This is a genomic window from Corynebacterium sp. EPI-003-04-2554_SCH2473622, assembly GCF_001665955.1.
Taxonomy (GTDB): domain Bacteria; phylum Actinomycetota; class Actinomycetes; order Mycobacteriales; family Mycobacteriaceae; genus Corynebacterium; species Corynebacterium pseudodiphtheriticum.
Genome location: NZ_LZMN01000084.1, coordinates 24,868 through 47,213, shown reverse-complemented (window position 1 = coordinate 47,213; position 22,346 = coordinate 24,868). Strand labels below are relative to the sequence as shown.

The 22,346-nt window shown below is 60.6% G+C and carries 19 protein-coding genes; 8 read left to right on the top strand and 11 right to left on the bottom strand.

Annotation, left to right across the window (positions count from 1 at the left end; all coding sequences use genetic code 11):
• Positions 1-62: 62 nt before the first annotated feature.
• The 8 genes from A5774_RS10135 to A5774_RS10100 form a co-directional block, all read right to left on the bottom strand.
• A complete protein-coding gene (locus tag A5774_RS10135; protein ID WP_126849761.1) occupies positions 63-365 on the bottom strand; it encodes a hypothetical protein in 303 nt (100 codons plus the stop codon).
• 207 nt (positions 366-572) lie between these two features.
• Positions 573-1,244, bottom strand: a complete 672-nt coding sequence (locus A5774_RS10130; protein WP_034645809.1) for a demethylmenaquinone methyltransferase — start codon at positions 1,242-1,244, stop codon at positions 573-575.
• Positions 1,245-1,382: 138 nt separating this feature from the next.
• On the bottom strand, positions 1,383-2,615 hold the full coding sequence (locus tag A5774_RS10125) for a glycosyltransferase family 1 protein (RefSeq protein WP_197490287.1): 1,233 nt from the start codon (positions 2,613-2,615) through the stop codon (positions 1,383-1,385).
• 36 nt (positions 2,616-2,651) lie between these two features.
• A complete protein-coding gene (locus A5774_RS10120) occupies positions 2,652-3,224 on the bottom strand; it encodes a DUF3592 domain-containing protein (RefSeq protein ID WP_348650450.1) in 573 nt (190 codons plus the stop codon).
• A 12-nt stretch (positions 3,225-3,236) separates the two neighbouring features.
• The gene (menD, locus tag A5774_RS10115) at positions 3,237-5,000 is read right to left on the bottom strand and encodes a 2-succinyl-5-enolpyruvyl-6-hydroxy-3-cyclohexene-1-carboxylic-acid synthase (protein WP_064834685.1); all 1,764 of its coding nucleotides are present in this window, start codon (positions 4,998-5,000) and stop codon (positions 3,237-3,239) included.
• A 137-nt stretch (positions 5,001-5,137) separates the two neighbouring features.
• Complete coding sequence (locus A5774_RS10110) at positions 5,138-5,905, bottom strand: hypothetical protein (RefSeq protein WP_064834684.1); 768 nt, start codon at positions 5,903-5,905, stop codon at positions 5,138-5,140.
• A gap of 36 nt (positions 5,906-5,941) precedes the next feature.
• Entirely contained in the window at positions 5,942-8,611 is a 2,670-nt protein-coding gene (locus tag A5774_RS10105; RefSeq protein WP_064834683.1) for an excinuclease ABC subunit UvrA, read from the bottom strand.
• Positions 8,612-8,651: 40 nt separating this feature from the next.
• On the bottom strand, positions 8,652-9,785 hold the full coding sequence (locus A5774_RS10100; RefSeq protein ID WP_197490285.1) for an o-succinylbenzoate synthase: 1,134 nt from the start codon (positions 9,783-9,785) through the stop codon (positions 8,652-8,654).
• A 27-nt stretch (positions 9,786-9,812) separates the two neighbouring features.
• Here A5774_RS10100 and A5774_RS10095 point away from each other — a divergent pair, with 27 nt between their 5' ends.
• The 7 genes from A5774_RS10095 to A5774_RS10065 all read left to right on the top strand — a co-directional run bounded on the left by A5774_RS10095 (position 9,813) and on the right by A5774_RS10065 (position 18,347).
• Entirely contained in the window at positions 9,813-10,844 is a 1,032-nt protein-coding gene (locus A5774_RS10095; RefSeq protein ID WP_064834681.1) for a 1,4-dihydroxy-2-naphthoyl-CoA synthase, read from the top strand.
• A 91-nt stretch (positions 10,845-10,935) separates the two neighbouring features.
• A complete protein-coding gene (gene menE / locus A5774_RS10090) occupies positions 10,936-12,129 on the top strand; it encodes an o-succinylbenzoate--CoA ligase (RefSeq protein ID WP_064834680.1) in 1,194 nt (397 codons plus the stop codon).
• Positions 12,130-12,375: 246 nt separating this feature from the next.
• Entirely contained in the window at positions 12,376-14,028 is a 1,653-nt protein-coding gene (locus tag A5774_RS10085; RefSeq protein WP_064834679.1) for an ABC-F family ATP-binding cassette domain-containing protein, read from the top strand.
• Positions 14,025-15,269 (top strand): MFS transporter, encoded by a 1,245-nt coding sequence (locus A5774_RS10080; RefSeq protein ID WP_064834678.1) that lies wholly within the window; start codon positions 14,025-14,027, stop codon positions 15,267-15,269. Before A5774_RS10085 ends, A5774_RS10080 begins: the two co-directional genes overlap by 4 nt.
• A complete protein-coding gene (locus A5774_RS10075; RefSeq protein WP_034998251.1) occupies positions 15,266-16,252 on the top strand; it encodes an IS481 family transposase in 987 nt (328 codons plus the stop codon). The genes A5774_RS10080 and A5774_RS10075 overlap by 4 nt, the downstream gene beginning before the upstream one ends.
• A 133-nt stretch (positions 16,253-16,385) precedes the next feature.
• Positions 16,386-17,276, top strand: coding sequence for a 1,4-dihydroxy-2-naphthoate polyprenyltransferase (locus A5774_RS10070; RefSeq protein WP_064834677.1), 891 nt, complete (start codon positions 16,386-16,388; stop codon positions 17,274-17,276).
• Between the two features lie 141 nt (positions 17,277-17,417).
• Positions 17,418-18,347, top strand: coding sequence for an AEC family transporter (locus tag A5774_RS10065; protein ID WP_064834676.1), 930 nt, complete (start codon positions 17,418-17,420; stop codon positions 18,345-18,347).
• Positions 18,348-18,362: 15 nt separating this feature from the next.
• On the opposite strand, the gene A5774_RS12045 is transcribed toward A5774_RS10065, so the two are convergent.
• On the bottom strand, positions 18,363-18,833 hold the full coding sequence (locus A5774_RS12045; RefSeq protein ID WP_021352114.1) for a DUF4229 domain-containing protein: 471 nt from the start codon (positions 18,831-18,833) through the stop codon (positions 18,363-18,365).
• Between the two features lie 45 nt (positions 18,834-18,878).
• Between A5774_RS12045 and A5774_RS11795 the strand changes: the two genes are divergently transcribed.
• The gene (locus A5774_RS11795; protein ID WP_064834675.1) at positions 18,879-19,280 is read left to right on the top strand and encodes a hypothetical protein; all 402 of its coding nucleotides are present in this window, start codon (positions 18,879-18,881) and stop codon (positions 19,278-19,280) included.
• Positions 19,281-19,487: 207 nt separating this feature from the next.
• Here the strand turns inward: A5774_RS11795 and ccsB are convergent, their stop codons facing one another.
• Positions 19,488-20,480: a c-type cytochrome biogenesis protein CcsB gene (gene ccsB, locus A5774_RS10050; RefSeq protein WP_064834674.1), complete on the bottom strand. Its 993-nt coding sequence runs from the start codon at positions 20,478-20,480 to the stop codon at positions 19,488-19,490.
• Positions 20,481-20,749: 269 nt separating this feature from the next.
• Entirely contained in the window at positions 20,750-22,342 is a 1,593-nt protein-coding gene (locus A5774_RS10045; RefSeq protein ID WP_064834712.1) for a cytochrome c biogenesis protein ResB, read from the bottom strand.
• Positions 22,343-22,346: the final 4 nt, after the last annotated feature.

Below are 22,346 nucleotides of genomic sequence, written 5' to 3'. Positions count from 1 at the left end.
TAAACAAGGCCAACCAAAGCCACCGCCGATATTAAGGAATCTGGCCAGATTATCTGGGCTTTTTAATATCTGGGCTTTTTAGTGTTTTCGTCACTCGTGACTCCTGTGTTCTTACGCTCCGACAGCACGAGTTTTGTTTCTACAACAACCAGAAGCACGAAAATATAAACAGCAGTCGCGATGATTTCAAGTAGAGGCATTTCCTGGAGGCCGCCGGTAGTAGCGCGATAAAGAACCCATGCAGCGGGTAATGCTAAGAGAACTCCAGCCCAGGCCACTATCCTGGCTCGTGGCCGATTCCCATGTTTAAATTCATAGATAGCAGATAAGCCCGCTACGGCTATCGCGATTATCAAAATAGTCAAAATTATCATTATGGGCCTACGAGCTGTGCTTAAGAACTGCGAATATGGTTGAACTGAGCCTACGGACGGTAAATATGGCTCCAGTAAAATCTCACAACGGCATCGTATATTTTTTTCTTGGCGCTCTGGGGAATTAACGCCGGTGCCGGGGCCGGAACCACTGCACCAATCGGGACGGTAAGCCCAATCGGACCCAGCCCAGACCAATTAAGCCTTCACAGCCGAATGCAGAGCCACAATTCCGCCAGTCAAGTTCTGCCAACCGCACTCAGACCATCCATTAGCGTTGATCTCGGCAGCCAAAGTCTCCTGATCCGGCCACATACGGATCGATTCCGCCAGGTATTCATACGCCTGCGCATTCGAAGAAATCACCCGAGCAATCACCGGCAGCGCGCGCATCAAATATTCCTTGTACACCGTGCTGAATACGGGCACCACCGGGGTAGAAAATTCAGCCACTGTGAGCTTGCCGCCCGGTTTGGTCACCCGCGCCATTTCCCGCAGCCCGGCGCGAAAGTCGTGGATATTACGCAGCCCATACGAGATCGTGACAGCGTCGAAACTATCGTCCGCAAACGGCAAATGCATTCCATCGCCAGCGACCTTAGGCACATCACGGTGGGCACCGGCGGCCAACATGCCGGTGGAAAAATCGCAGGCCACGCACCAGGCTCCGGAGCGCGCCAACTGCACGGTAGACACCGCGGTTCCGGCTGCTAAGTCCAACACCTTATCGCCAGGTTTGAGATCCAGACGCTCACGAGTGCGTTTGCGCCAATAATTATCGATTCCGAGAGAGAGGACGGTATTGGTCAGGTCATAATTCTTGCTGACCGTATCAAACATCGACGCCACATCCACCGGCGCCTTATCCAGCGTCGCACGAGTGAGTTTCGGTGCTTGCTGAGGTTTATTGTCCTGGCCCTTTTTGTCCTGGCCCTTTTTGTCCTGGGCGCTAGCACCTTGGGCTTTATTGTCTTGCTCAGCCTTATTCGAAGAATCCACCCCACCAGCTTAATGGTTGGGACCCGGAGATTCCCACGCAGCTGGGTTCACCTCCGCCAGTACCTGCCGGTAATAGTCCACCAACTGAGCACAGATCCTCGGCCAGGTCTTATCCTCCACGTGCTCGCGAGCTGCAGCGGATAATTCTTGCCGACGGCTCGGGGCGGCCAGCCAGCTGACCGCGTCGGCAAGCTCTGCTTCGAAATTATCGGGATCCAGTAGCAGCCCAGTGCAGCCATCAGGGTTTCCGTTGCTGTCACCAAAGTTCCCGTTGCTACCATCCCGGATCAGGTCGACTGGGCCGCCTACCCGCGGGGCGATCGTCGGCACGCCGCTAGCCTGCGCTTCCTGGATGGTTTGGCAAAACGTCTCCAGCTCACCAGGGTGGACGAAAACATCGAAACTGGCATAGGCAGCAGCCAAATCTTGACCGCTGAGTGCTCCGCAAAACACCGCATCCGGCATCGCCGTTTCCAACTCAGAACGGCACGGGCCATCACCGACGATGACGAGCTGCACATCAGTCCGCCCGGACAAGGCAGCCAACCGGTGCACACCCTTCTCATTAGCCAGGCGCCCCACGTAACCGACGATAGTTGGCGGTGATTGTTTCGGCCGTCCTGCACACCACTTCCGACGCAGCGCATCCGAGCGTTTCTCCGGATGAAACAATTGCGTATCCACCCCGCGCCCCCAATGTGCAAGATTGCGCACCCCGTGCGATTCCAACTGCTGGATGGTCTCCGTCGACGGCGCCAACGTCAGCTGACAATGGTTATGCATCCGCCTGATCCAACGCCAGGTAGCGCGCTGTAATGCCCCCAGCTGGTACAGCCCGGCGAAACCTGCAATATCAGTCTGAAAAACCGCCACCCTGGGAATGCCTAAACGCCGAGCAGCCCAACCACCACCGCGCCCCAGCGCGAAGGGACTAGCCAGGTGCACGATATCCGGGCGGAATTCGGCGAGCGTGCGGTAGACGGTCGGCGTCGGCACGCCGATGGGCAGAGAATCGACGAACGGCAAGCGAATCGTCGGCACGCGCACGACCCGGAAACCCGCGTAGTGGGAGATTTCTGGATGGTCCGGGACTCTGCTGTCTGGCCCCCTACCGTGTGGGCCAGGCGCGATAACGATGGCGTCGTGGCCTTGCGCGTTCAGATATTCCAGAATGCGGAGGACGGAGTTGCTGACCCCGTTCACGTGCGGCAAAAAAGATTCGGCGACGATGGCTACGCGCAGCCGCGATCGGGCCGAAGGTGTAGACAACAACTAGCATCACCCGCGATTACTTGTCTTGGGAGTTCTTGGTGTGCTCGTCGGCGTCCTGTGAGGATGCGCTGTGGGACGCGTCGCGAAGCTAATCAACTGCCACAACACCAACGTGACGACGACAACCAGCGCCGCGACACTCAGCCCCGGGATAATCGCCAACGTCCAACCACGGCCTGCGACTTTCACCAGGTCCGGATCCACGCGCGAATACTGCACCCAAACCTGCTGGCCCTCGGCAAGCCCGGTGGGGTACAACACGCCTGTCGACGGTGCCCGATACAGACCTTCGCCGTCCCGGAATTCCACGGTAGTGCGCAACAAGGAGGTACCCGTGACCGTCGCTAGGGCGCGACCTGGATCAGATTCAATCCGGTGATCATTCGCCGCTGCCCCGCCAATCATGGCAACTGAGCCCAGTAGCCCGGCTAAGCACAAGGTTGCAACCAGCTGGTGCATGCGCCGCTGCCACTGCCGACGTCGCCGCCGCGGATCATAAGACTGTGCGGCGGAAGGTGCAGTTTTATGCGGGCTTGCTTCTTGCGCACTCGTGGCTTGGGGATCTACAGAATCTGCCATAGGGAACCAGATTTATCCCCCAAGAACTGCATCGATCGCCTGGTGCAATTGCCGACGCGTCGCCCGAGTCGTCGCCGCCTCAATGACCAGGATCGATTCCGGAAATTCGGTTTGGGCGGCCAAGGCGTTGAGAAGCTCCTGTGGGCTCTCCACACGCTGGTAGGGCAGGCCGTAGCCCTCACAGATCGCGGCAATGTCCACCCCATGCGGGGTACCGAAGGCCTGCTCAAAATCACGACGCAAACCGGGCTGTCCTACTTCGAGGGACTCGAAAATTCCGCCACCGTCATCGTTGGCCACCACGATCGTGAGGTTTTCCGGCTCCGGCTGATCCACCCCACGCAGCAGTCCACCGACATCGTGCAAAAAGGTGATGTCACCGAGCAGGGCAACGGTGCGCGGGGCGCGGATTTCGTCGGCACGCAAAGACTGCGCAGCAATAGCTACACCCATGGCCTGCGAAATATTGCCGTCAATCCCGGCAGCTCCCCGCGGGGAATACGTGTCGACGCCATCAAACGGCAGGCCAGTCAGAGCGACATCCCGGACCGGGTTCGATGGCCCGACGAACACGGTATCTCCGACAGCCAACGTGTCCGTGACAGCAGCAGCAACGTGCAGTCCTGTAAAACCGTACGATTCATCTTCCAGCGCCTCGCGTACTGCCCCAGCAGCCAGATCGGAGGCGGCCTGGCACACTTGCAACCACTCACGGGTAGGTTCACCATTGGCTTTCACACGAGTACCGCGGGTTTCTTGAGCGCCGCCCTCACGCAGACTCAAGAAATCATCGGTGCGGGACAGCACGATAACCTCGATATCCGGATCCGTAATCAGCGTCAGCACCCGGCGGTGCAAAGTAGGGTGCCCAACGACGATTATCTGGTCAGGTTTGGTGCGCACGTAGTACTCGCCAACCTGGGCATCATCTTTGGCGAAAATCGCGGCCGCCCCCGGGTGCACCGGAACATACGGAGCCGGGGCGCTCGGCTCGGCAATCGTCGGCACATCTTCGAGCCCGTCGACACGCCAGGCTTCATCGCCGGCAATCACCAGGGTTGGTTTACTCAGGTCAACGGCAACCTCTCCGTGATCAGACCAGGTAGGCAGCCTGCGGCGGGCAGGGTGCGCGGGATCCACCGGTGCAATTGCGGGGGCGTCGGCAAAGTGGGCGCTGGCAAGGTTGGCATCAGCAAAGTGGGCGTCGGCAAGACCATCTGTACGAGGCTCGGCTGGTTCGCTTCCCACCAGCGGCACATCAAAAGCCACATTGATGTGTGCCAAGCGGTCAGCGCTAAGGCGTTTAGAAAACTCGGGGAGGTCATCCACGGTGTTGATCTGCGTGGTCTGGGTAAACGTGGAGAAAATGCCCTGTTGTTGGATTGTTTGCGAAGCCCCCGTGCCGACGAGTCGCTGCGGCCGATCCGCGCTCAACACCAGCAGCGGCGTATGAGAATGAGCAGCTTCAACGACGGCAGGCAAACAATTCGACACCGCCGAGCCCGAAGTCATTACCACCGCAACATGCCGCTGCTGTACGCGCGCCAACCCCAACGCCAAAAAAGCTGCGCTGCGCTCATCCAGGCGCACATGCACCCGCAGTCCTGGGTGCGCAATGAGCGCCAACGAAAGCGGGGCGTTACGCGAACCCGGACACAGCACAACATCGGTGGCGAATTCTGCGAGCTGGGCAGCTACCTGTTGGGCCAACTGGACGGCCACAGGTTGCACCTGGTTTTCGGACTGTGGGGATTCGGTCTGTGGGGATTCGGGCATGATCTCCTACTCAGGATTTACAGTTTCAGTATTTATGAGCGCAATGTTTACGATCGGGTGAGCGTTGATACGGGTAGGTCATGACTAGCCAGGCCTAAACTAGCCAGGCTTAATCAGGTGCCTATTCAGGTAAAGAACTAGCCGAAAATATTGCTCAACCAGCTGCGCAGATCGAACTCTTCACCTTCTGGCGGCAACAGTTCCTCCGGCACCTCAGTTGGGATCTGGTCTCGCCAACTTCCACCGTCGCCACCAGGTAAAACGGGTTCTTCGATAACGGTGGTTGGTTCTGTCACCGTGACATTAACCTCTTCTGTTTGTGTGGAGGTCACAGTAGTTGGAGTCGGCGGCGTAGCCTGCTCATTATCAGCGGAACGCCACAGGAAGAAAAACACCACGGCCAGCAGTAACGCCAAACCCGAAATGATGCCAAGCAACATTTGCCAGGAACTCGAGCCACCCGATGCCTGTGCTGTTTGCTGCGGCTGGTGCGCATTGTGCACGGTAGCCTGCTGTGCCGCAGGGGCATAACCGGAGTTATATGGCTGTCCATACTGTTGCCCGTATTGATTCTGGCCAAAGCCTTGGGTGTACGGGCCCTGGTACTGCTGAGTCTGCGGCTGACCTTGCTGGCCCTGGGGCCCCTGGTTCTGGTCCTGATCCGGAAAGTACTGCCGCGGACGGTCTATGTTCGGACGGTCTATGTATTGTGTCTGCTCGTTCGAACCGAAATATTCCGTGCGCTCGTTCGAACCGAAATATTCCGTACGATCGTCGCCACGGAAAAATTCGGTACGTTCATCGCGACCCGGGCGGCCACTATAGTTCGAGCCACCATGGTTTGCTCCGCCGTGGTTCGCTCCAGAACGGCCGAAATGACCAGAATTGCCAGAATTAGGTGTCATCAATCCTCCTCAAGGCTTGGGCCCAGTCTAGACATTTTACGGCCCCACCCGCCGGGCCAATTCCCGACCCGTAGCAGTATCTTCTTCCGCCAACTTCTTAGGGCTCGCCTGCGCTAGGATGCGACCTCCAGCAGCTCCCGCCCCGGGGCCAAGCTCAATCACACGATCCACACGAGCCAGCGCCTGCAGATTGTGCTCCACCATAACGACGGTGGCTCCGGCGTCGGCAAGCGCTTCCAACTTGTCCAGCAACTTCGCGCTATCGTGCGGGTGCAGCCCCATGGTTGGCTCATCGAGCAGATACAGACTGGATTTCTTCTGCGTCCGCTGCAGCTCCGTCGCCAACTTGATGCGCTGGGCCTCGCCACCAGACAACTCCGGCGCACCCTGCCCCAAGCGGAGGTAGCCCAGGCCAAGTTCATCCAAAACCTCTAGAGCCCGCACCACCTGGGTGATCTGGGAATGGTCGGGATCTTTAGTACCGCCGTCACCGCCAGTGCTGCCAGTAGCGCCGTCACTGCCAGTGCCGCTGCCACTGCTACTACCGCCGTCGGCAAGGTCACGGAAAACCTCCAACGCTTCGGTAACGCGCAACTGCAGCACATCAGCCACGGTGCGTCCATGCCAGCGCACCTCCAGTGCCTCGTCGTTAAACCGGCCGCCCTGACACCGCGGGCACAACGTATAGGTCCCGGGCAGGAACACCAACTCGACCTCAATATGGCCAGCCCCCGAGCACTCCGGACACTGCCCCTTTTTCGTGTTATAGGAAAACTTCGAGGCATTCCACTTCTTCGCATCCTTGCCATCCCGGCGCGCCTGGGCAGCGAAAATGCTGCGGACGCGGTCAAACATCCCGGTATACGTCGCCAGGGTGGAACGCGGAGTACGCCCGATGGGTTTCTGCGTGATCGTGACAACCCGGCTAATATCCGGATGCTCCGTTGCGCGCTTGCCGACGACATCTGTCACCAACGTCGACTTACCCGAGCCAGATACCCCAGCCACCGCGGTGAACTGGCCCAAGCCGAGCTCCAGGTCCAGCTCGCGCAGATTCCGGTGGTTGATTCCCCGCAGCTCCAGGTGGCCGTTAGCATCACGCGGGGCGTCGGCAAGCTGCAAGTGGCGGTGTGCCAGCGCGCGAGCAGTGGGGTATTCGGCTAACTGCCCGTTGGCGTCGACGAGCTCACTTGGCTTACCCGCAAATACCACGGTCCCTCCCCCATCACCGGCATAAGGGCCGATGTCGATGAGATAATCAGCCTGGGCCACGAAATCCATGTCATGCTCAACGACGAACACGTTATTTCCCGCGGCGAGCAGGCGACGGATCACTGTCAGGACCGCCGCGCGTTCCTGCGGATGCAGACCAGCGGTGGGTTCGTCGAGAATATAGGTCACGCCAAACAAGGAACTATGCAGCTGGGAAGCCAGGCGTAGACGTTGCAACTCTCCGGCAGACAGGGTGGTTGCGGCCCGATCCAGGCTCAAATGGCCCAGGCCAAGTTCCAGGGCGGCAGCCAGCGGAGGGATGATCTGGGTGAGCAACAAGGCCTCGGCATCATCCTGCGCAGTACGGCTGGCCGGGGCCGCAGCAGTGTCGGGCTGGCCATCACGAACGGCGTTGCCGCCGCCGGCACGCTGGCCAAGCTCCTGCTGGCGGTCCACCAACGCCTGGTGCAGAAAGCCCAAAGACCACGCATTCAACTCATTAATCGCAACACCCAAATAGCGCACTTGCAGCGCCTGCGGCCGCAGCCCCGCGCCACCGCAATTGCTGCAGGTATGCGATTCCAGGAAAGACTCCGTACGACGCCGCAGCGAATCCGATTCCGTTTCGCGCAGTGTTTTATACAAATACTCCGCCACACTGCGCCAAGTGCCCTGGTAGGTGCGTTGGATCTGGTCGGCGCCGCGGTGCGGGACGATCTCGACGACGGGGCGCTCGCGGGTAAACAGGATCCAGTTGCGGTCGGACTCGGAAAGTTCCTGCCACGGGCGGTCAAGGTCATAGCCCAGCGCCTCCAAGATGTCGCGAAAATTCTTGCCCGCCCAAGCGCCCGGCCACGCAGTGATCGCGCCGTTGCGGATCGACAACTCCGGTTCGTGCACCATGGAAGCTTCCGTGGCGACGAACTTCGTGCCCGTTCCACGGCACTCCGGGCACATGCCATCGGCCGTATTCGGACTGAAGGCATCCGAAGCCAGGCGGGTGATTGGGGTTTCGGACGGGGCGCCGTCAGACGGTGTACTCCCAGACGTTGCAGCGCCAGACAGTGCGCTGTAATCACCACACCGGGAATACAACAGACGAACAATATTCGATGTAGAACTAATCGTGCCCACCGTCGAGCGCGCCCCAGGCGCCGTGGTCTGCTGTTGAAGCGCAACTGTCGGCGATAGCCCCTCAATGGAACCGACCTGCGGATCGGTCGCCTGGCTGATCAAACGGCGCGCAAACGGTGCCACCGATTCCAGGTAACTACGCTGGCCTTCCCCATGGATAGTGCCGAACGCCAACGAGGATTTACCCGAACCACTAATACCGGTGAATGCCACCAGCTGACCGTGCGGGATGGTCACGTCAATGTGGCGCAAATTATGCAAGTGGGCATCGTGGATGCTCACGCAGGTCGGGACCTGCATGGGTTGCTGCTGGTCAGAGGCGTCGGTTTGTGACGGGTCCGAAAAGTCCGAAGAAGGCATAACCTCCAGTCTAGCCGGTGGCGGATCTTTACTACGGCGCCTAACTTTCACCATTTTCTCGGGCACGGAGGGTTTGCAATTCCGTGTAGGCCACACGCAACCGATCCAACCACCAGTCGCGCGTCGCACCGTCCGCGGCCAAAGCAGCCAACCGATCAGCATCGGGCGCCACAGGGGCAGTCGCCAGCATGCCGTCGACAAGCGAACGCGGCGCGGCCACATCTTCCAAAAACAGCGAACCCGTCGCCAAGCCGGCCGGTGCCGGGGCCACATCGATGTCCTCGTCGTCGTTCAACTTCGGCAAACTCGCCACCGCCGCCAGACCGGCATTGATACCCACCGCGCTGTCCAAAGCCGAGGCAATCGTGACATCCATATGGCGCGCACGCAGATCCGCACTCAGCTGCAACACCCGACGTACCCCACCCAGCGGGGCCACCTTGACGACGGCCACATCCGCCGCCTGCAAATCCGCCACCCGGTACGGATCTTCCACCCGACGGATGCTCTCATCAGCGGCGACGCGAACAAAGATCCCGCGGCGCATCAGCTGGGTGCGAACCTCAGCCAGCTCCTCCGGTGTGGCACATGGCTGTTCCACATAATCCAGCGGAGCCAACGCGGATACCGCCTCCACGGCCTGCTCCACACTCCACGCACCATTGGCATCCACACGGATGCGGGTGCCCGGAATCCCGGAAAGTTCCTCGCGCACCGCGGACACCCGGGCGATGTCGTCGGCAAGCGCATCCCGGAAATCCTTACCAGGCTCGGCAACCTTCACCTTGACGCAACGGGCGCCGGGCATGCGGGAAAGCACCTCCGGAACCTGGGCTGGCTCCACCGCCGGAACCGTGGCATTGACCTCAATATAGTCGCGATGGGCAGCCGGAAAACCCTGGTAAGCAGCCTCCAACCCAGAGCGCAGCCAGGGCGCGGTCTCGCGGGCGGAGTAATCAGCGAACGGGGCGAATTCTCCCCACCCAGCCGGGCCGTCGATAAGCACCACTTCCCGATGGTGCAGGCCACGGAATTTCACCGCCATGGGCAAAGAAACAACGTGGGCGCGCTCAAGGATGTCTGCGAGAGGGGGCAGGGGTGGTTGAGGCGCCTGCGGTGAGCGCAGTGAGCGCGGTGGCTGCGGTAGCCCCGCGTCGTGATTCGGAAAATTCATGCCCCAAGCCTAGCTAGACTGAAGGCCATGACTAGCACTCCTGAGCACAAAACCGACGCCAGCCCCAATACAGCCCCCAAGGCCACCGCCAACACCAACCCCGATGTCAGCCCCGACGCCAGCCCTTTCGATCCCACCCAATGGCGCACCGTCGCAGGCTTCGAAGACTTGACCGATATCACCTACCACCGTCACGTAGGCAACAGCCGGCGCGACGGAATCGTGCGCATCGCCTTCGACCGGCCAGAGGTGCGCAACGCCTTCCGCCCGCACACCGTCGACGAGCTGTACCGCGCTCTCGACCACGCCCGCCGCACCCCCGATGTGGGCACCGTGTTGTTGACCGGTAATGGGCCCTCGCCGAAAGATGGCGGGTGGGCGTTTTGTTCCGGTGGTGACCAGCGCATTCGCGGCCGTTCCGGGTACCGATACGCCACAAGTCACGACTCGGATGTCACCAGCGCCGACGAATCCGGCGTGGATACCGCCCGCGAGAAAGTCGAGGGTGGGCGTTTGCACATCCTGGAGGTGCAACGGCTGATCCGCACGATGCCGAAGGTGGTCATCGCGGTGGTCAATGGTTGGGCCGCTGGTGGTGGGCACTCGCTGCATGTGGTGTGCGACCTGACGATCGCTTCGCGCCAACACGCCCGTTTTAAACAAACCGACGCCGACGTCGGAAGCTTCGACGCCGGTTATGGATCGGCCTACCTGGCGCAGATGGTGGGGCAAAAGAATGCGCGCGAGATCTTCTTCTTGGGTCGGTCTTATGATGCCACCCACATGATGAAGATGGGAGCGGTCAATATCGTGGCCGAGCACGCCGAGCTTGAGGCCGAAGCCATCCAGGCCGCCCGCGAGATCAATTCCAAGTCGCCGACGGCGCAACGCATGCTGAAGTTCGCCTTCAATCTTGCCGACGACGGGCTGGCCGGCCAGCAAGTCTTCGCCGGCGAAGCCACGCGCTTGGCGTACATGACCGACGAGGCCGTGGAAGGTAAGGAAGCGTTTTTGGAAAAGCGCGACCCGAATTGGGAGGAGTTTCCTTATTACTACTAAGGACCTCAGTGCTAGGGATCTCAGTGATAGGGCCCCCAGCGATAAGGGACCCAGCACGGGCGAGGCAGCAGAACAACCGAGCCCGAGCCCCATGCCCGCTCCTGCTCCCGCCCACGAACCGGTGCTGACCGCGCTTCCGGTCCGGCTTGATGATCCCGCAGCGATCCTCGACGACTTGGAAGCCGCCATCGCAGGCCAAGCCCATTATCTTCCGGTGCCCGCTGGCGACCGGGCGCGTACTGAGTTGCTGTATTCCTCGCAACGCGTCGGCCAGCCAATCGACGATGATATTGCCCTAGTGGTGCCCACCTCAGGTTCCACTGGCACGCCCAAAGGCGCACAGCTCACCGCAGCCAACCTGGTGGCTTCCGCCGATGCCACCCACGAAGTCCTGGGCGGCCCCGGGCACTGGCTATTGGCCCTGCCTGCGTATCACATCGCCGGAATCCAGGTTCTGGTGCGCAGCCTGGTCGCCGGGGTGGATCCAGTGTGCCTGGATCTTTCGCAGGGTTTCCGCATTCCCGCTTTCGCCGCCGCCACGGAATATTTAGACCACGCCCGGGGCGGAAAAACCCCCGATGCCCGCGAACCCATGTACACCGCATTAACCCCGATGCAGCTGGATAAAGCCCTAGAAACCCTAGAGGGCATTACCGCTTTACGACGCTTCGACGCCATCTTGATCGGCGGGGCGGCACTGAACCCGCAGTTGGCGGAATCGGCTCGCAAGCTGGGCATCCACCTCGTGGCCACCTATGGCAGCGCCGAAACCGCCGGGGGCTGCATCTACGACGGCCACCCCTTACCGTGCAGCTCCGTCGCCGTGGAATCCGGCCGCATCATGCTCGGTGGCGCCACCATCGCCGCCGGATACCGCAATATGCCGGGCCACGAAGCCTTCGCCCACCCCGATTGGCCGGGCTGGTTCGCCACCTCCGACGGCGGGCGCATTGTCGACGACCGGTTGGAGGTCAGCGGGCGCCTCGATGCGGTGATCATCACCGGTGGTTTGAAGGTGCACCCGGAAATCATCGAAAAAGAGCTCTTGGCCGTCCCCGGGGTCAAAGAGGCCTGCGTCGTCGGCGTGGATGATCGCCGTTTCGGGCAAGCCATCATGGCAGCCTATGAAGGTAGCGCCGAGGTCGGAGAAATTTTCGATGCCCTCTACGAGCTCCCCCGCTGGCAACTACCGAAAGAACTGCTGCGTGTCGACGAACTGCCGCGGACGTCGCTAGGCAAGATCCACCGGGCTGGTGTGGCCGAGCTATTCCAGCCTCGGGGCTAGCTAGTCGCGAGCAATAGTTGGTCGCGAGGGTTAGCTAGTTGTACTGACCGGGGACGTTAGTTGACTTGCGTGGCATCGCCCGGGCTCTGTATCCTCGGCCGCATGTACTCAGGCATCGCCTCGATGAAGCTGCGTTCCGTCCGCTGACGGCGGCGGGACCCCTTATGACCTCTCGTCTGCCGTCCTGGCCATCTGCCGGGCGGCCGCTTCGTGGTGCCCGGCTCCATGACGAGCTGAAAGTACGCAATGCCAACCACAGAACCTTTACGATCATGTGCCTGGATCGGGACATCCCAAGGGCCCGCTGCACACATCCGCGCTGAATCACTCCACCTGACACTCGGCGACAGGCCGCTGCTGAGTGGGACTGACGTCACCGTCTCCACCGGGTCGCGACTGGCGATCGTCGGCGACAACGGCCGGGGCAAGACCACCTTGCTCCATATACTGGCGGGGATCTTGAAACCCGACTCGGGAGTGGTGGCCCGGGTGGGTTCCCTCGTCCTGGTCAAGCAGGACATGGCCACCGAGGGCGATCGCACGGTCGGTGACCTCATTGCCGAGGCGACCGCCCCATCCAGGGCCGCTCTGCAGGCCCTCGACGTGGCTACCGCGGCGCTGGCCGCGGGCGATGACGCGGCCGACGCTTATTCCGCCGCACTCGAGGCGGCCACGCGGCTGGACGCCTGGGATGCAGACCGCCGTGTTGACATCGCCCTGGCGGGCCTGAACGCCTGTAGCGACCGCGATCGGGTCCTGTCGACCTTGTCGGTCGGCCAGCGGTACCGGGTACGGCTGGCGGTCGCCCTCGGATCGACCCCTGACCTGTTGCTGCTGGACGAGCCCACCAACCACCTGGACGCTGCAGGGCTGTCCTTCCTGACTGAGCGCCTGCGGGACCACCCCGGTGGCCTGGCCTTAGTCAGCCACGACCGCGCCCTGCTGCGCGACGTGGCGACCAGCTTCCTGGACCTCGACCCGACCCGCGATGGCCTTCCGCGCACCTACGCGGGCGGTTACGAGGGCTGGATCGAAGGGCGGCAACGAGAACGGGCCGCCTGGGAGCAAGACCATGCCGCCCAGGTCGCCCGGCATCAGGAACTGACCCGCGCCGCCGCCGACGCACGCTCCCGCCTGTCCCAGGGTGGATGGAGACCTGAAAAGGGCACAGGCAAGCACCAACGTGCCACACGCGCTGCTGGAGTGGTCCAAGCCTTCAACCGACGTATCGAAGACCTGAAAAGTCATGAAATCGGCGTCCCGGCGCCGCCACTGCGTCTTGCGTGGCCCGCCTCGGCAACCCGTGCCGGACAGAGCATCATGAACGCCACCCAGGTTACTGTGAAGGGCCGATTGGACGCTCCGGTTTCGGTCGACGTGAACGGCGGTGACCGGTTGGTGGTCACCGGACCGAACGGCGCGGGAAAATCCACCCTGTTGGCACTTCTCGCAGGGCGGCTGGCCCCCACCACGGGACATGTGCGAGTTAATCCGAGAGCGCGCATCGCTCTGCTGTCCCAAGAGGTCCCCGACTGGGACCGCTCCAGCCCCGCACACGAGGTCTATGAGGCCTACCTGGCGAAGCTAGGCCGTCGAGCTCAGGCGCCGTCCCTCGGCTCGCTCGGGCTGCTCGAAGCCTCCGCAACCGGCACGCCGGTGGGGCGCTTGTCGCAAGGACAGCAACGCCGTCTCCACCTGGCCATGTGTCTGGCCCAGGATCCAGACCTGCTGCTCCTGGACGAGCCCACCAACCATCTGTCATCGAGCCTCGTCGACGACATCACCACCGAGCTGCTGCAGACCTCCTGCGCGGTGATCGTTGCCACGCATGACCGTCAGATGCTCCACGACCTGGCCGACTGGCCCCACCTGAACCTTGACCTGAAGGACATGCCATGAACCCGCTTCACCCCTTGACCATCCCCACGTACCGTCAGCTGTTCGCAGCGATGGTGCTGACCATCTTCGCCCAGGGTGCCTGGGCCCTCTACCTTGCCATGCAGACCCTCGACCTGGGCGCCACGCCAGCCGCCCTGTCGGGTGTCGTAGTCTGGAGCGGCATTGGCCTGCTTGCAGGATCCCTCCCAGCTGGCGTAATCGCAGACCGGTTCCCCAATAAGTCCGTCATCGTGAGCGTGCTCACCCTGAACCTCACCATCGCGACCGCGACGTCCACGGCAGCAATCCTCGACATTGTCACCTTCTGGATGCTCGCGGTCTCCGCGTTCATCATTGGCACTTCAACCGCATTCTTCTTCCCCGCCTACACGGCGCTGGTGCCAGTCCTGGTGGACGGCGACGACTTAATGGCCGTCAACGGCCTCGAAGGCGCCGCCCGCCCGTTGGTCGGACAGGCAATTGCGCCCGCCGCCGTCGGAGCGGTCATCGGTGCCAGCATGCCCGCCGCGGGCGGGTACCTCATCGCCGGCGCGCTCGGACTCGCCCTGATCGCCGCCCTGCGGCTTCCTGCCCCTTGCTCAGCCGAGACCGACGCCGAAGCTCCGGCCACCTCTGCGCTGCGGGACCTGCTCGACGGGTTCGGCTACGTCGCCCGCACGCGCTGGGTTCGCTCCAGCGTGCTGTTGGCGGCCGCCATGGGCCTGGCCGTGACCGGTCCGCTGGAAGTTCTCCTGCCCGCGGTCATACGCTCGACCCATGACAACGGTCCGGCTGTGTACGGAGTCGTCCTCGGAGTTCTGGGCGTCGGCGGCCTGGTGGGTTCCCTCGTCGCCGGCTCATGGCCCACCCCCTCACACTTCCTGCCCGTAATGGTCGGCGCATGGGCACTCGGCTGCCTTCCACTGGCCATCCCCGCACTCACCAACAATCCGTGGATCATCAGCGCCGGACTGGCGGTCTACGGTGCGTCGATCGGAGTCGGGATGGTCATCTGGGGCACGGTCCTGCAGGAACACGTACCGCTGGAGATGCTCGGCCGAGTCGCCAGCCTCGACTTCTTCATCTCCATCGCCTTCATACCACTGTCCATCGCACTCACCGGACTCCTCAGCCGACACATCGCCGCTGCCAGCTTGTTCATCGCCGCCGGACTCGTGCCGCTCGCCACGACGATCCTCCTTGCAGTCCTGGGGCAACTCCGAACGCCGCGGACGACGCCCGTCGCAGCAGGTGAGGAGTGATGCACGCCAACGCCACCCTGACACCTCGCCACCGGCTCAAGGTGGCCCAGCTCGTCGTCGACGACGGTTGGCCCATCAGCGAAGTCGCCGCCCGCTTCCAGGTCTCCTGGCCGACCGTGAAGAGGTGGGTCGACCGCTATCGCGCCGGCGAGTCGATGCAGGATCGCTCGTCCCGGCCGAAGACCTCACCGAACAAGACGGACAAGGCGACGACGAAGCGGTGCGTCAGCCTGCGGATACGGCTGCGTGAGGGCCCCGTGCAGCTCGCCGCCCGACTCGGCATCGCGCCCTCGACCGTCCACCGCATCTTGGCCGGTGCCCGACTGAACCGGCTCTCCTACATGGACCGCGAGACTGGCGAACCGATCCGCCGGTACGAACACCCCCACCCCGGCTCCCTGGTCCACGTGGACGTGAAGAAGCTCGGGAACATCCCCGACGGCGGCGGCTGGCGCTACGTCGGCCGCCGCCAGGGCGACCACAACCGAACGGCGACACCGGGTAAGCCGAAGAGCAAGTGGCACAACCCCAGGCTCGGGTACGCGTTCGTGCACACCGTCATTGACGACCACTCCCGCGTCGCGTACACCGAGGTCCACGACGACGAGACCGCCGTCACCGCGGTCGGGGTCCTGCATCGGGCTGTGGCGTGGTTTGCCGATCGCGGCGTCGCCGTGGAGCGGGTGCTGTCCGACAACGGTGGCGCCTATCGCTCGCACCTGTGGCGGGACACCTGCGAGGCCCTCTCGATCACCCCGAAGCGGACGCGTCCGTACCGGCCGCAGACCAACGGCAAGGTAGAGCGCTTCCACCGGACCATGGCCGACGGGTGGGCCTACGCCCGCTGCTACACCAGCGAGCAAGAACGACGCGACGCCCTGCCGGATTGGCTGCACCAGTACAACCAGCACCGCCCGCACACGGCCTGCGACAACCAGCCGCCGTTCTCACGATTGATCAACGTCCCCGAGCAGTACAACTAGTTCTGTTCCTGGCTAAGCCTCACGAATGCTTCAGTCAAGCCATGACGAAAACCTGCTGACCCTCGCAGCACCGAGTTCCATCAATGTCATTTGGTGTTTGTTAATGACATGCAATGTAGCGCACAATGAATGCATGAGCGCTACAACATATTCGGCCACTACCCGCGATTGGATCCAGGCGGCACGACCGCATACGTGGCCGAATGCGTTCGCTCCGGTTCTGGCCGGAACAGGCGCAGCGCTGTACCAAAATTCCGGGAAATTCTTTCCATTCTTATTAGCCCTGATCGTCTCCTGGGCTTTGGTCATCGGGGTCAATTACGCGAACGATTATTCGGACGGCATCCGTGGCACCGACGACGAACGCACCGGCCCCACCCGGCTCACCGCCAGCAAGCTTGCCCGGCCTGCAGACGTGAAAAAGGCTGCTTTCATCTCCTTCGGCGTCGCAGGTGTGGCAGGTCTGATCCTGGCGCTACTTTCTGCCTGGTGGCTGATCCTTGTAGGCGCGGTGTGCTTGGCCGGGGCCTGGTTTTATACCGGAGGGAAAAACCCGTATGGCTATAAGGGCCTGGGTGAGGTCGCGATCTTCATTTTCTTTGGCCTCATCGCCGTGTTGGGCACCGAATACACCCAAGCCGGTGCCATCTCTGAAGTCGGTATTGGTTTGGCTATTTCCGTCGGCGCGATGTCGTCCGCGGTGAACTTAACCAACAACATCCGCGATATCGCCACCGACAAGCCAGCAGGCAAACGCACCCTGGCGGTGATCCTGGGCGACTCAGCCTCCCGCAAGCTATATACCGTTTTGCTTGCCATCCCATACGTCGTAACGTTTCTTGTCGGCATCTTGGCATTCCCGGCCACCTGGATCGCGTTTGTTTCCGGTTACTGGACACTGAAAGCCCTGCACCGAGTAAATTCGGGGGCACGCGGTGGGCAACTGGTCACCGTGTTGGCACTGACTGGGCGCGCGATGGCCTTGTGGTCCGGGCTCATGTTTATCGCCCTGGCATTGGCCTAGATTGCGCTAGCCTTGATTCCGTTGGCCTAGGTTGAGCGTAAGTCAGGATTAGTTCTGGTCTTGACCGACACCGGAGTCAGTAGTCGTCGTCAAGCCTAAGAAAGGCCCAAGAAGCCTCAAAAAGCCCATAGGAGGGCATATATGGCAGGTGTGATCACTGCTTTTACCATCATCTTGTCAATCATCGCCGTGGGCTTTGCTCTATCCAAATCCGGTGTCATCGGCAACGATTCCCAACGGCTGGTCCTGAACAAAACTGCCTTTTACGCCGCCACGCCCTGCCTGCTGTTTACCTCGCTCGCGAAATCCAATCCGAGCACACTCTTTTCCCCGGTACTTGCCGCCGTCGTTGTCGCCAGCCTGCTCACGGGCGCAAGCTACATCATCGCCTCCCGCCTGTTTTTCCCGAAAGACTTGCCGACGACCACCATGGGCGCGGCCTCATCGTTTTATTTCAACTCCGTGAATATCGGTCTGCCGGTGAGCATCTACGTGGTAGGTGAAGCCACCTGGGTAATTTCGATCTTGATGCTGCAGATGGTGTTTTTCACCCCGTTTATTCTGGCTGCGCTCAACGACGGGCATGGGCGCACCCGAGGGGCGAAGATTATTGATGGCATCCGCTCCGGGTTTTTGTCTCCGCTGGTGCTCGCGGGAATTGCAGGCATGATTGTTGCGGTGGCTGGGTGGGAAATCCCGGAGGTTGTGATGGAGCCGATGTCGATTATTGGCGGCGCATCCATCCCGATGATTTTGATCAGTTTTGGCGCTTCTCTGACCTCAATCCAGATCCTCGACGACCCAGCGGATCGCCCCGCCGTCATCACCTCCACTGCCATGAAGCTCGTGCTCATGCCGGTATTCGCGTGGTTGGCTGGCCTGGCACTGGGGCTAAGCAGTGACCACCTCTACGTCGCCGTGATCTTAGCCTGCTTGCCGACGGCACAAAACGTGTACAACTACGCCGCGACCTACCAAAAAGGTCTCACTGTTACCCGCGATACCGTTTTCTTGACGACGTTTGCTTCCCTGCCGGTCATGGCCGTGGTGGCCGGGATTTTCGGTAGTTAACGTGACGGCAGGTTGCTAACGGCCAGCTAGTTCCCGGTTGACCCATTCTTTGCGGGCTTTGCGCTGCTGCGCCAGCTTAGCGACGGCCTCGGTGGTTTCGATGCGAAGTTTTTTGAAGATCAGCATCGACAGCGGCAGCGCCACCAACAGCGCCAGAAGTGCAGACACAACTAATGGAACTTGGGCTCCGATGAGTACTGCTAGCGCCTGAATCACGATGGTCAGCCCCAAAAACAGCCCCAAGCGGGCAGCCCCGTATTTCAGCATCGCACGGGTTGCCTGCTTGCGAGTTTGCGGGTCCAGTTGGGGTTCTTCAGCAGGTGCAAAACTGTGCTGGGATTCATCACGCGAAGCTGGGTTAGCACTTTCGGTGGCACGCGGGCTATTGCTGGACGGACCCGAGCCTTCTGCGCCTTGTGCGCCTTCCCGATCCACCCCATTCGGGATACGGGTTCGTGCACCATTACTGTCTGGTTGATTAGTCACAAGATTCATCCTAAAACGCACCGATCGTGCCGTAAAATGATCAGTATGGGAAAGCTGATCTTGTTAGCGCTAATAATCCTGGCTGCAGTCTTGGTGTGGAAGGCTTTTGGTCCAGCATCCTGGAATCAAAATCGCCAGATGAAAACTGCTGAACGCCCAGCGATTAAAGGGCCAGACGATGACGAAGAGTTCCTGTGGAATATCGAAAAGAATCGGTTTAAAGAACGTCGCCGTCAAGAACAAGAGCGACAGCAACGCCACGAGCATCAACAGCGGCAACCTCGTAGCCAAGGCGAGGCCAAGGGAGCATCCCAAACAAATGATGCTCCCGATACAAATCTCCCCGGCGACACAACCCCCTCGGGCGATGCAACTGGATCAGACCCAACAAACGACTCGCGTTACCCAAATAATAAGAAAGACGACGCGAAACCCGACGACCAGTAAAACCTACTTCAGCCGATACCGCCGACATTAAGCATGACGGTATCGCGTCACTTTAGTTTACACCGTTGGGGGAGAGTCCGAAAATAGCCGCGGGCATGGGCTCCCCGAACACTGTTTGCCGAGCACTAGTTGCCGGACACTCATTGACGGACACAGCTGCCCCGGACACACGCCGCAGCGCGCGCATCTCAGGGCACACGTTGCGGCCTAGTTCAGCCCAGCATAAGAATGTAGGCCCGACACCACCATGTTGATAAAGAAGAAGTTAAAGATCATGGTGGCCAGCGCGATAATGTTAATCCAAGCCGCCCGCATGGCACGCCACCCGGCGGTGGCACGGGCATGCAGATACGCCGCGTATAAGATCCAGGAAATTAGGGAAACGGTTTCTTTCGGGTCCCAGTTCCATGGCCTACCCCACGCCGCTTCTGCCCAAATCGCCCCCAGCAAGAGCCCCAGGCCAAGGACCGGCAAGGTCACAATCGCAGACTTATAGGCCAGCCCGTCAAGCTTTTTCGCGCTAGGCAGTGGTTTCACGATCACACCGGCAATGCCGTCACTCTCCTCGCCTTTTGGCTGCCAACGTCGCAACAAGTACAGCAGCGAAGCGACACCCGAAAGCATGCCGATGGAACCGCCTAAGACAGCAATGCCCACGTGGATCGGCAACCAGAACGAACGCAGTGCCGGAACTAATGGGGCAGATTCTGCATATAGGTGTGACCCGCCAACGAACATCAAGATAATGACGGGAATCAGCAGCCACGGCCACAGCACGCGCCATTCTTGGCGCTGGCCAACAACCACAGCCGCAACAACCATGGTGAGCAAAGTCAGCATGAGCGAATACTCATACATGTTGCCGAACGGGAACCGGCTGTTCGCCAAGCCACGAGTAAGCACAGCCCCTGCATGAACAATAATTCCCAGCCAGATCAGCGTCTGCGCCATACCTGACCACTTGCGGGCACCAGCTTCCAATTTGCCGACTGTTTTAGCACCGGCCCCTGCATCAGCATCGCGGTTATCGTCAGCAGCGCGACCGTCGGCCCCAACGCGTTCGCGTTGCCGGTGTGCGTCGATCACGCTTTGCACCTTGACATAAAACACCAGGGCCACAACCAGGGCAATCGCGTAAATAACGAACGTCGTCCGGAACATCAGGTCCGAGAAATTGGACAGCGTTTGATCAGCAAGCATTAATTCACACTTTCTTATCGTGATCACGACGTTTCCGGACCAACATCCGCGGATGTCGCAGGAAACATGGCCTTTTCAAACTACAGCAGAACGAGTCCCCACCTCAACTAATGATAGGGCGGACATAATCCTTTCGGATGATAAACACCTAAGCCTGAACCACCAGGCGGTGCCCCACCAAACCGAGCACCACCGGCTTAGCCGACCTGACCTAGCCGATCTGGCCTAGCCGATCTGGCCCAACCGATCTGGCTTAGCAGCCAGATGACTTAATCCCGCGCATACAAATCGTCTTCTTCCACATCATCCGGATCCGGCAAAGCAAACAACTCCCGGTACATCCTGTCCAGTTCTTCACCCCAACCGGCGCGGTCCGTGCGCGCCAAGCCAGCCATCTCGATACCGGTGGTGCCATCGCCGTTATCCGTAAACCGCACCCAAATACGGCGGCGCTTAATCACCAGCGAACCCACCAACGACAACAACATCACGATCGTCGACAGCAACACCCACCGCTGGAACGGATCATGCGCGATCTGGTAGTTCGCAAACTCCGAAGCACCGTCGAAAGTCAACTCAGTACCATCGTCCAGGGTGATGGACTCGCCTACTTCCAAGTTCACGCGCTCCAACTTCTGCAATTGGCCGCTATGAATCAGCGTTTGGTCCAGGTCAAAAATCGATTGTGCGATACCCGTATCCAATCCGGCATCACCCCGGTAAACATCAATCGCGACCGCAGGATCACGCATCTCTGGGAAAGCCGAAGTCAATAGCTCACCGTTTTCACCTTGCCAATCAGCCGTCGGCGCGAACAGCCCCTGCAGCGCAATCTGATTCTGTCGGCGCTCATACAGATCGGGATACATGCCGGCGGGAGGATCGAAACGCATCGCACCGGAAGACAAGAAGTTCACCAAATCATCCGGCCGGAACTGCCAAGTCTGGGTCCGGGTTTCCCCATTAGGCCACTTCACGGTAAACGTCGGAGCGAAACCGTGACCTTGCAAATACACGCGATCGCCATCAATACGCAACGGATCATTCACCCGCAACTGATAGTCGTCCCACGTCTCCGGGTCCGAGAAAATCTCGTCGCCCAGGGCATAGGAAATATCAGAACTGAACATCTCCGCCTGCCCATTAGGCAGATAATCTGCCTGAAAATTATGGGCAATGAAACAGAATGGGTTCAGGCCCGTGCCGTCGAAAAGCGGCCCGGCGCGGAAAGAGTCATAGCTTGAGACGGAAGTATTACAGAATTCAGTGGACTGATCCAGCTCCGCCGCGTGGTCATAACTACCAGACTCAGTAACAATAATGACCTGGCCCTCGTAATAGACCATGCGCCCTGCAGCCACCGTCACCAAAATGGCAACCAACGCGATGTGGAATAACAAATTCGCCAATTCACGCCCATAACCGCGCTCCGCAGAAATAGACGGTCTCCCGGCGCGGTCCTCATCGGCGCTAAACTCCGAGATCCGCCATCGGCGCAGCAGCCTTAACGTCTCCGCACGGGCGTCGGCAAGCGACTTGTCCAAGGTGCCCGTGTGGTGATGCGGCATCCGGTGCAAGAAACGCGGGGCTCGAGTCGGGCGCGCACGCCACGCCTTATAGTGATCCCAACTACGCGGGATAATACAGCCAACCAACGAGGCCGCCAGCAACGTGAAAATCGCGATAAACCACGAGGACTGAAAGACGTCGAAAAGCTGCAACGAATCATAAACCTCGGCGAGCTTACCGTTATTTGCGATGTACTCGTTGACGTTTTCCTCATTCAACGAACGCTGTGGCAACAGCGCACCCGGCACCGCGGCGATGGCCAGCAGGAACAACAACACCAACGCCGTACGCATACTG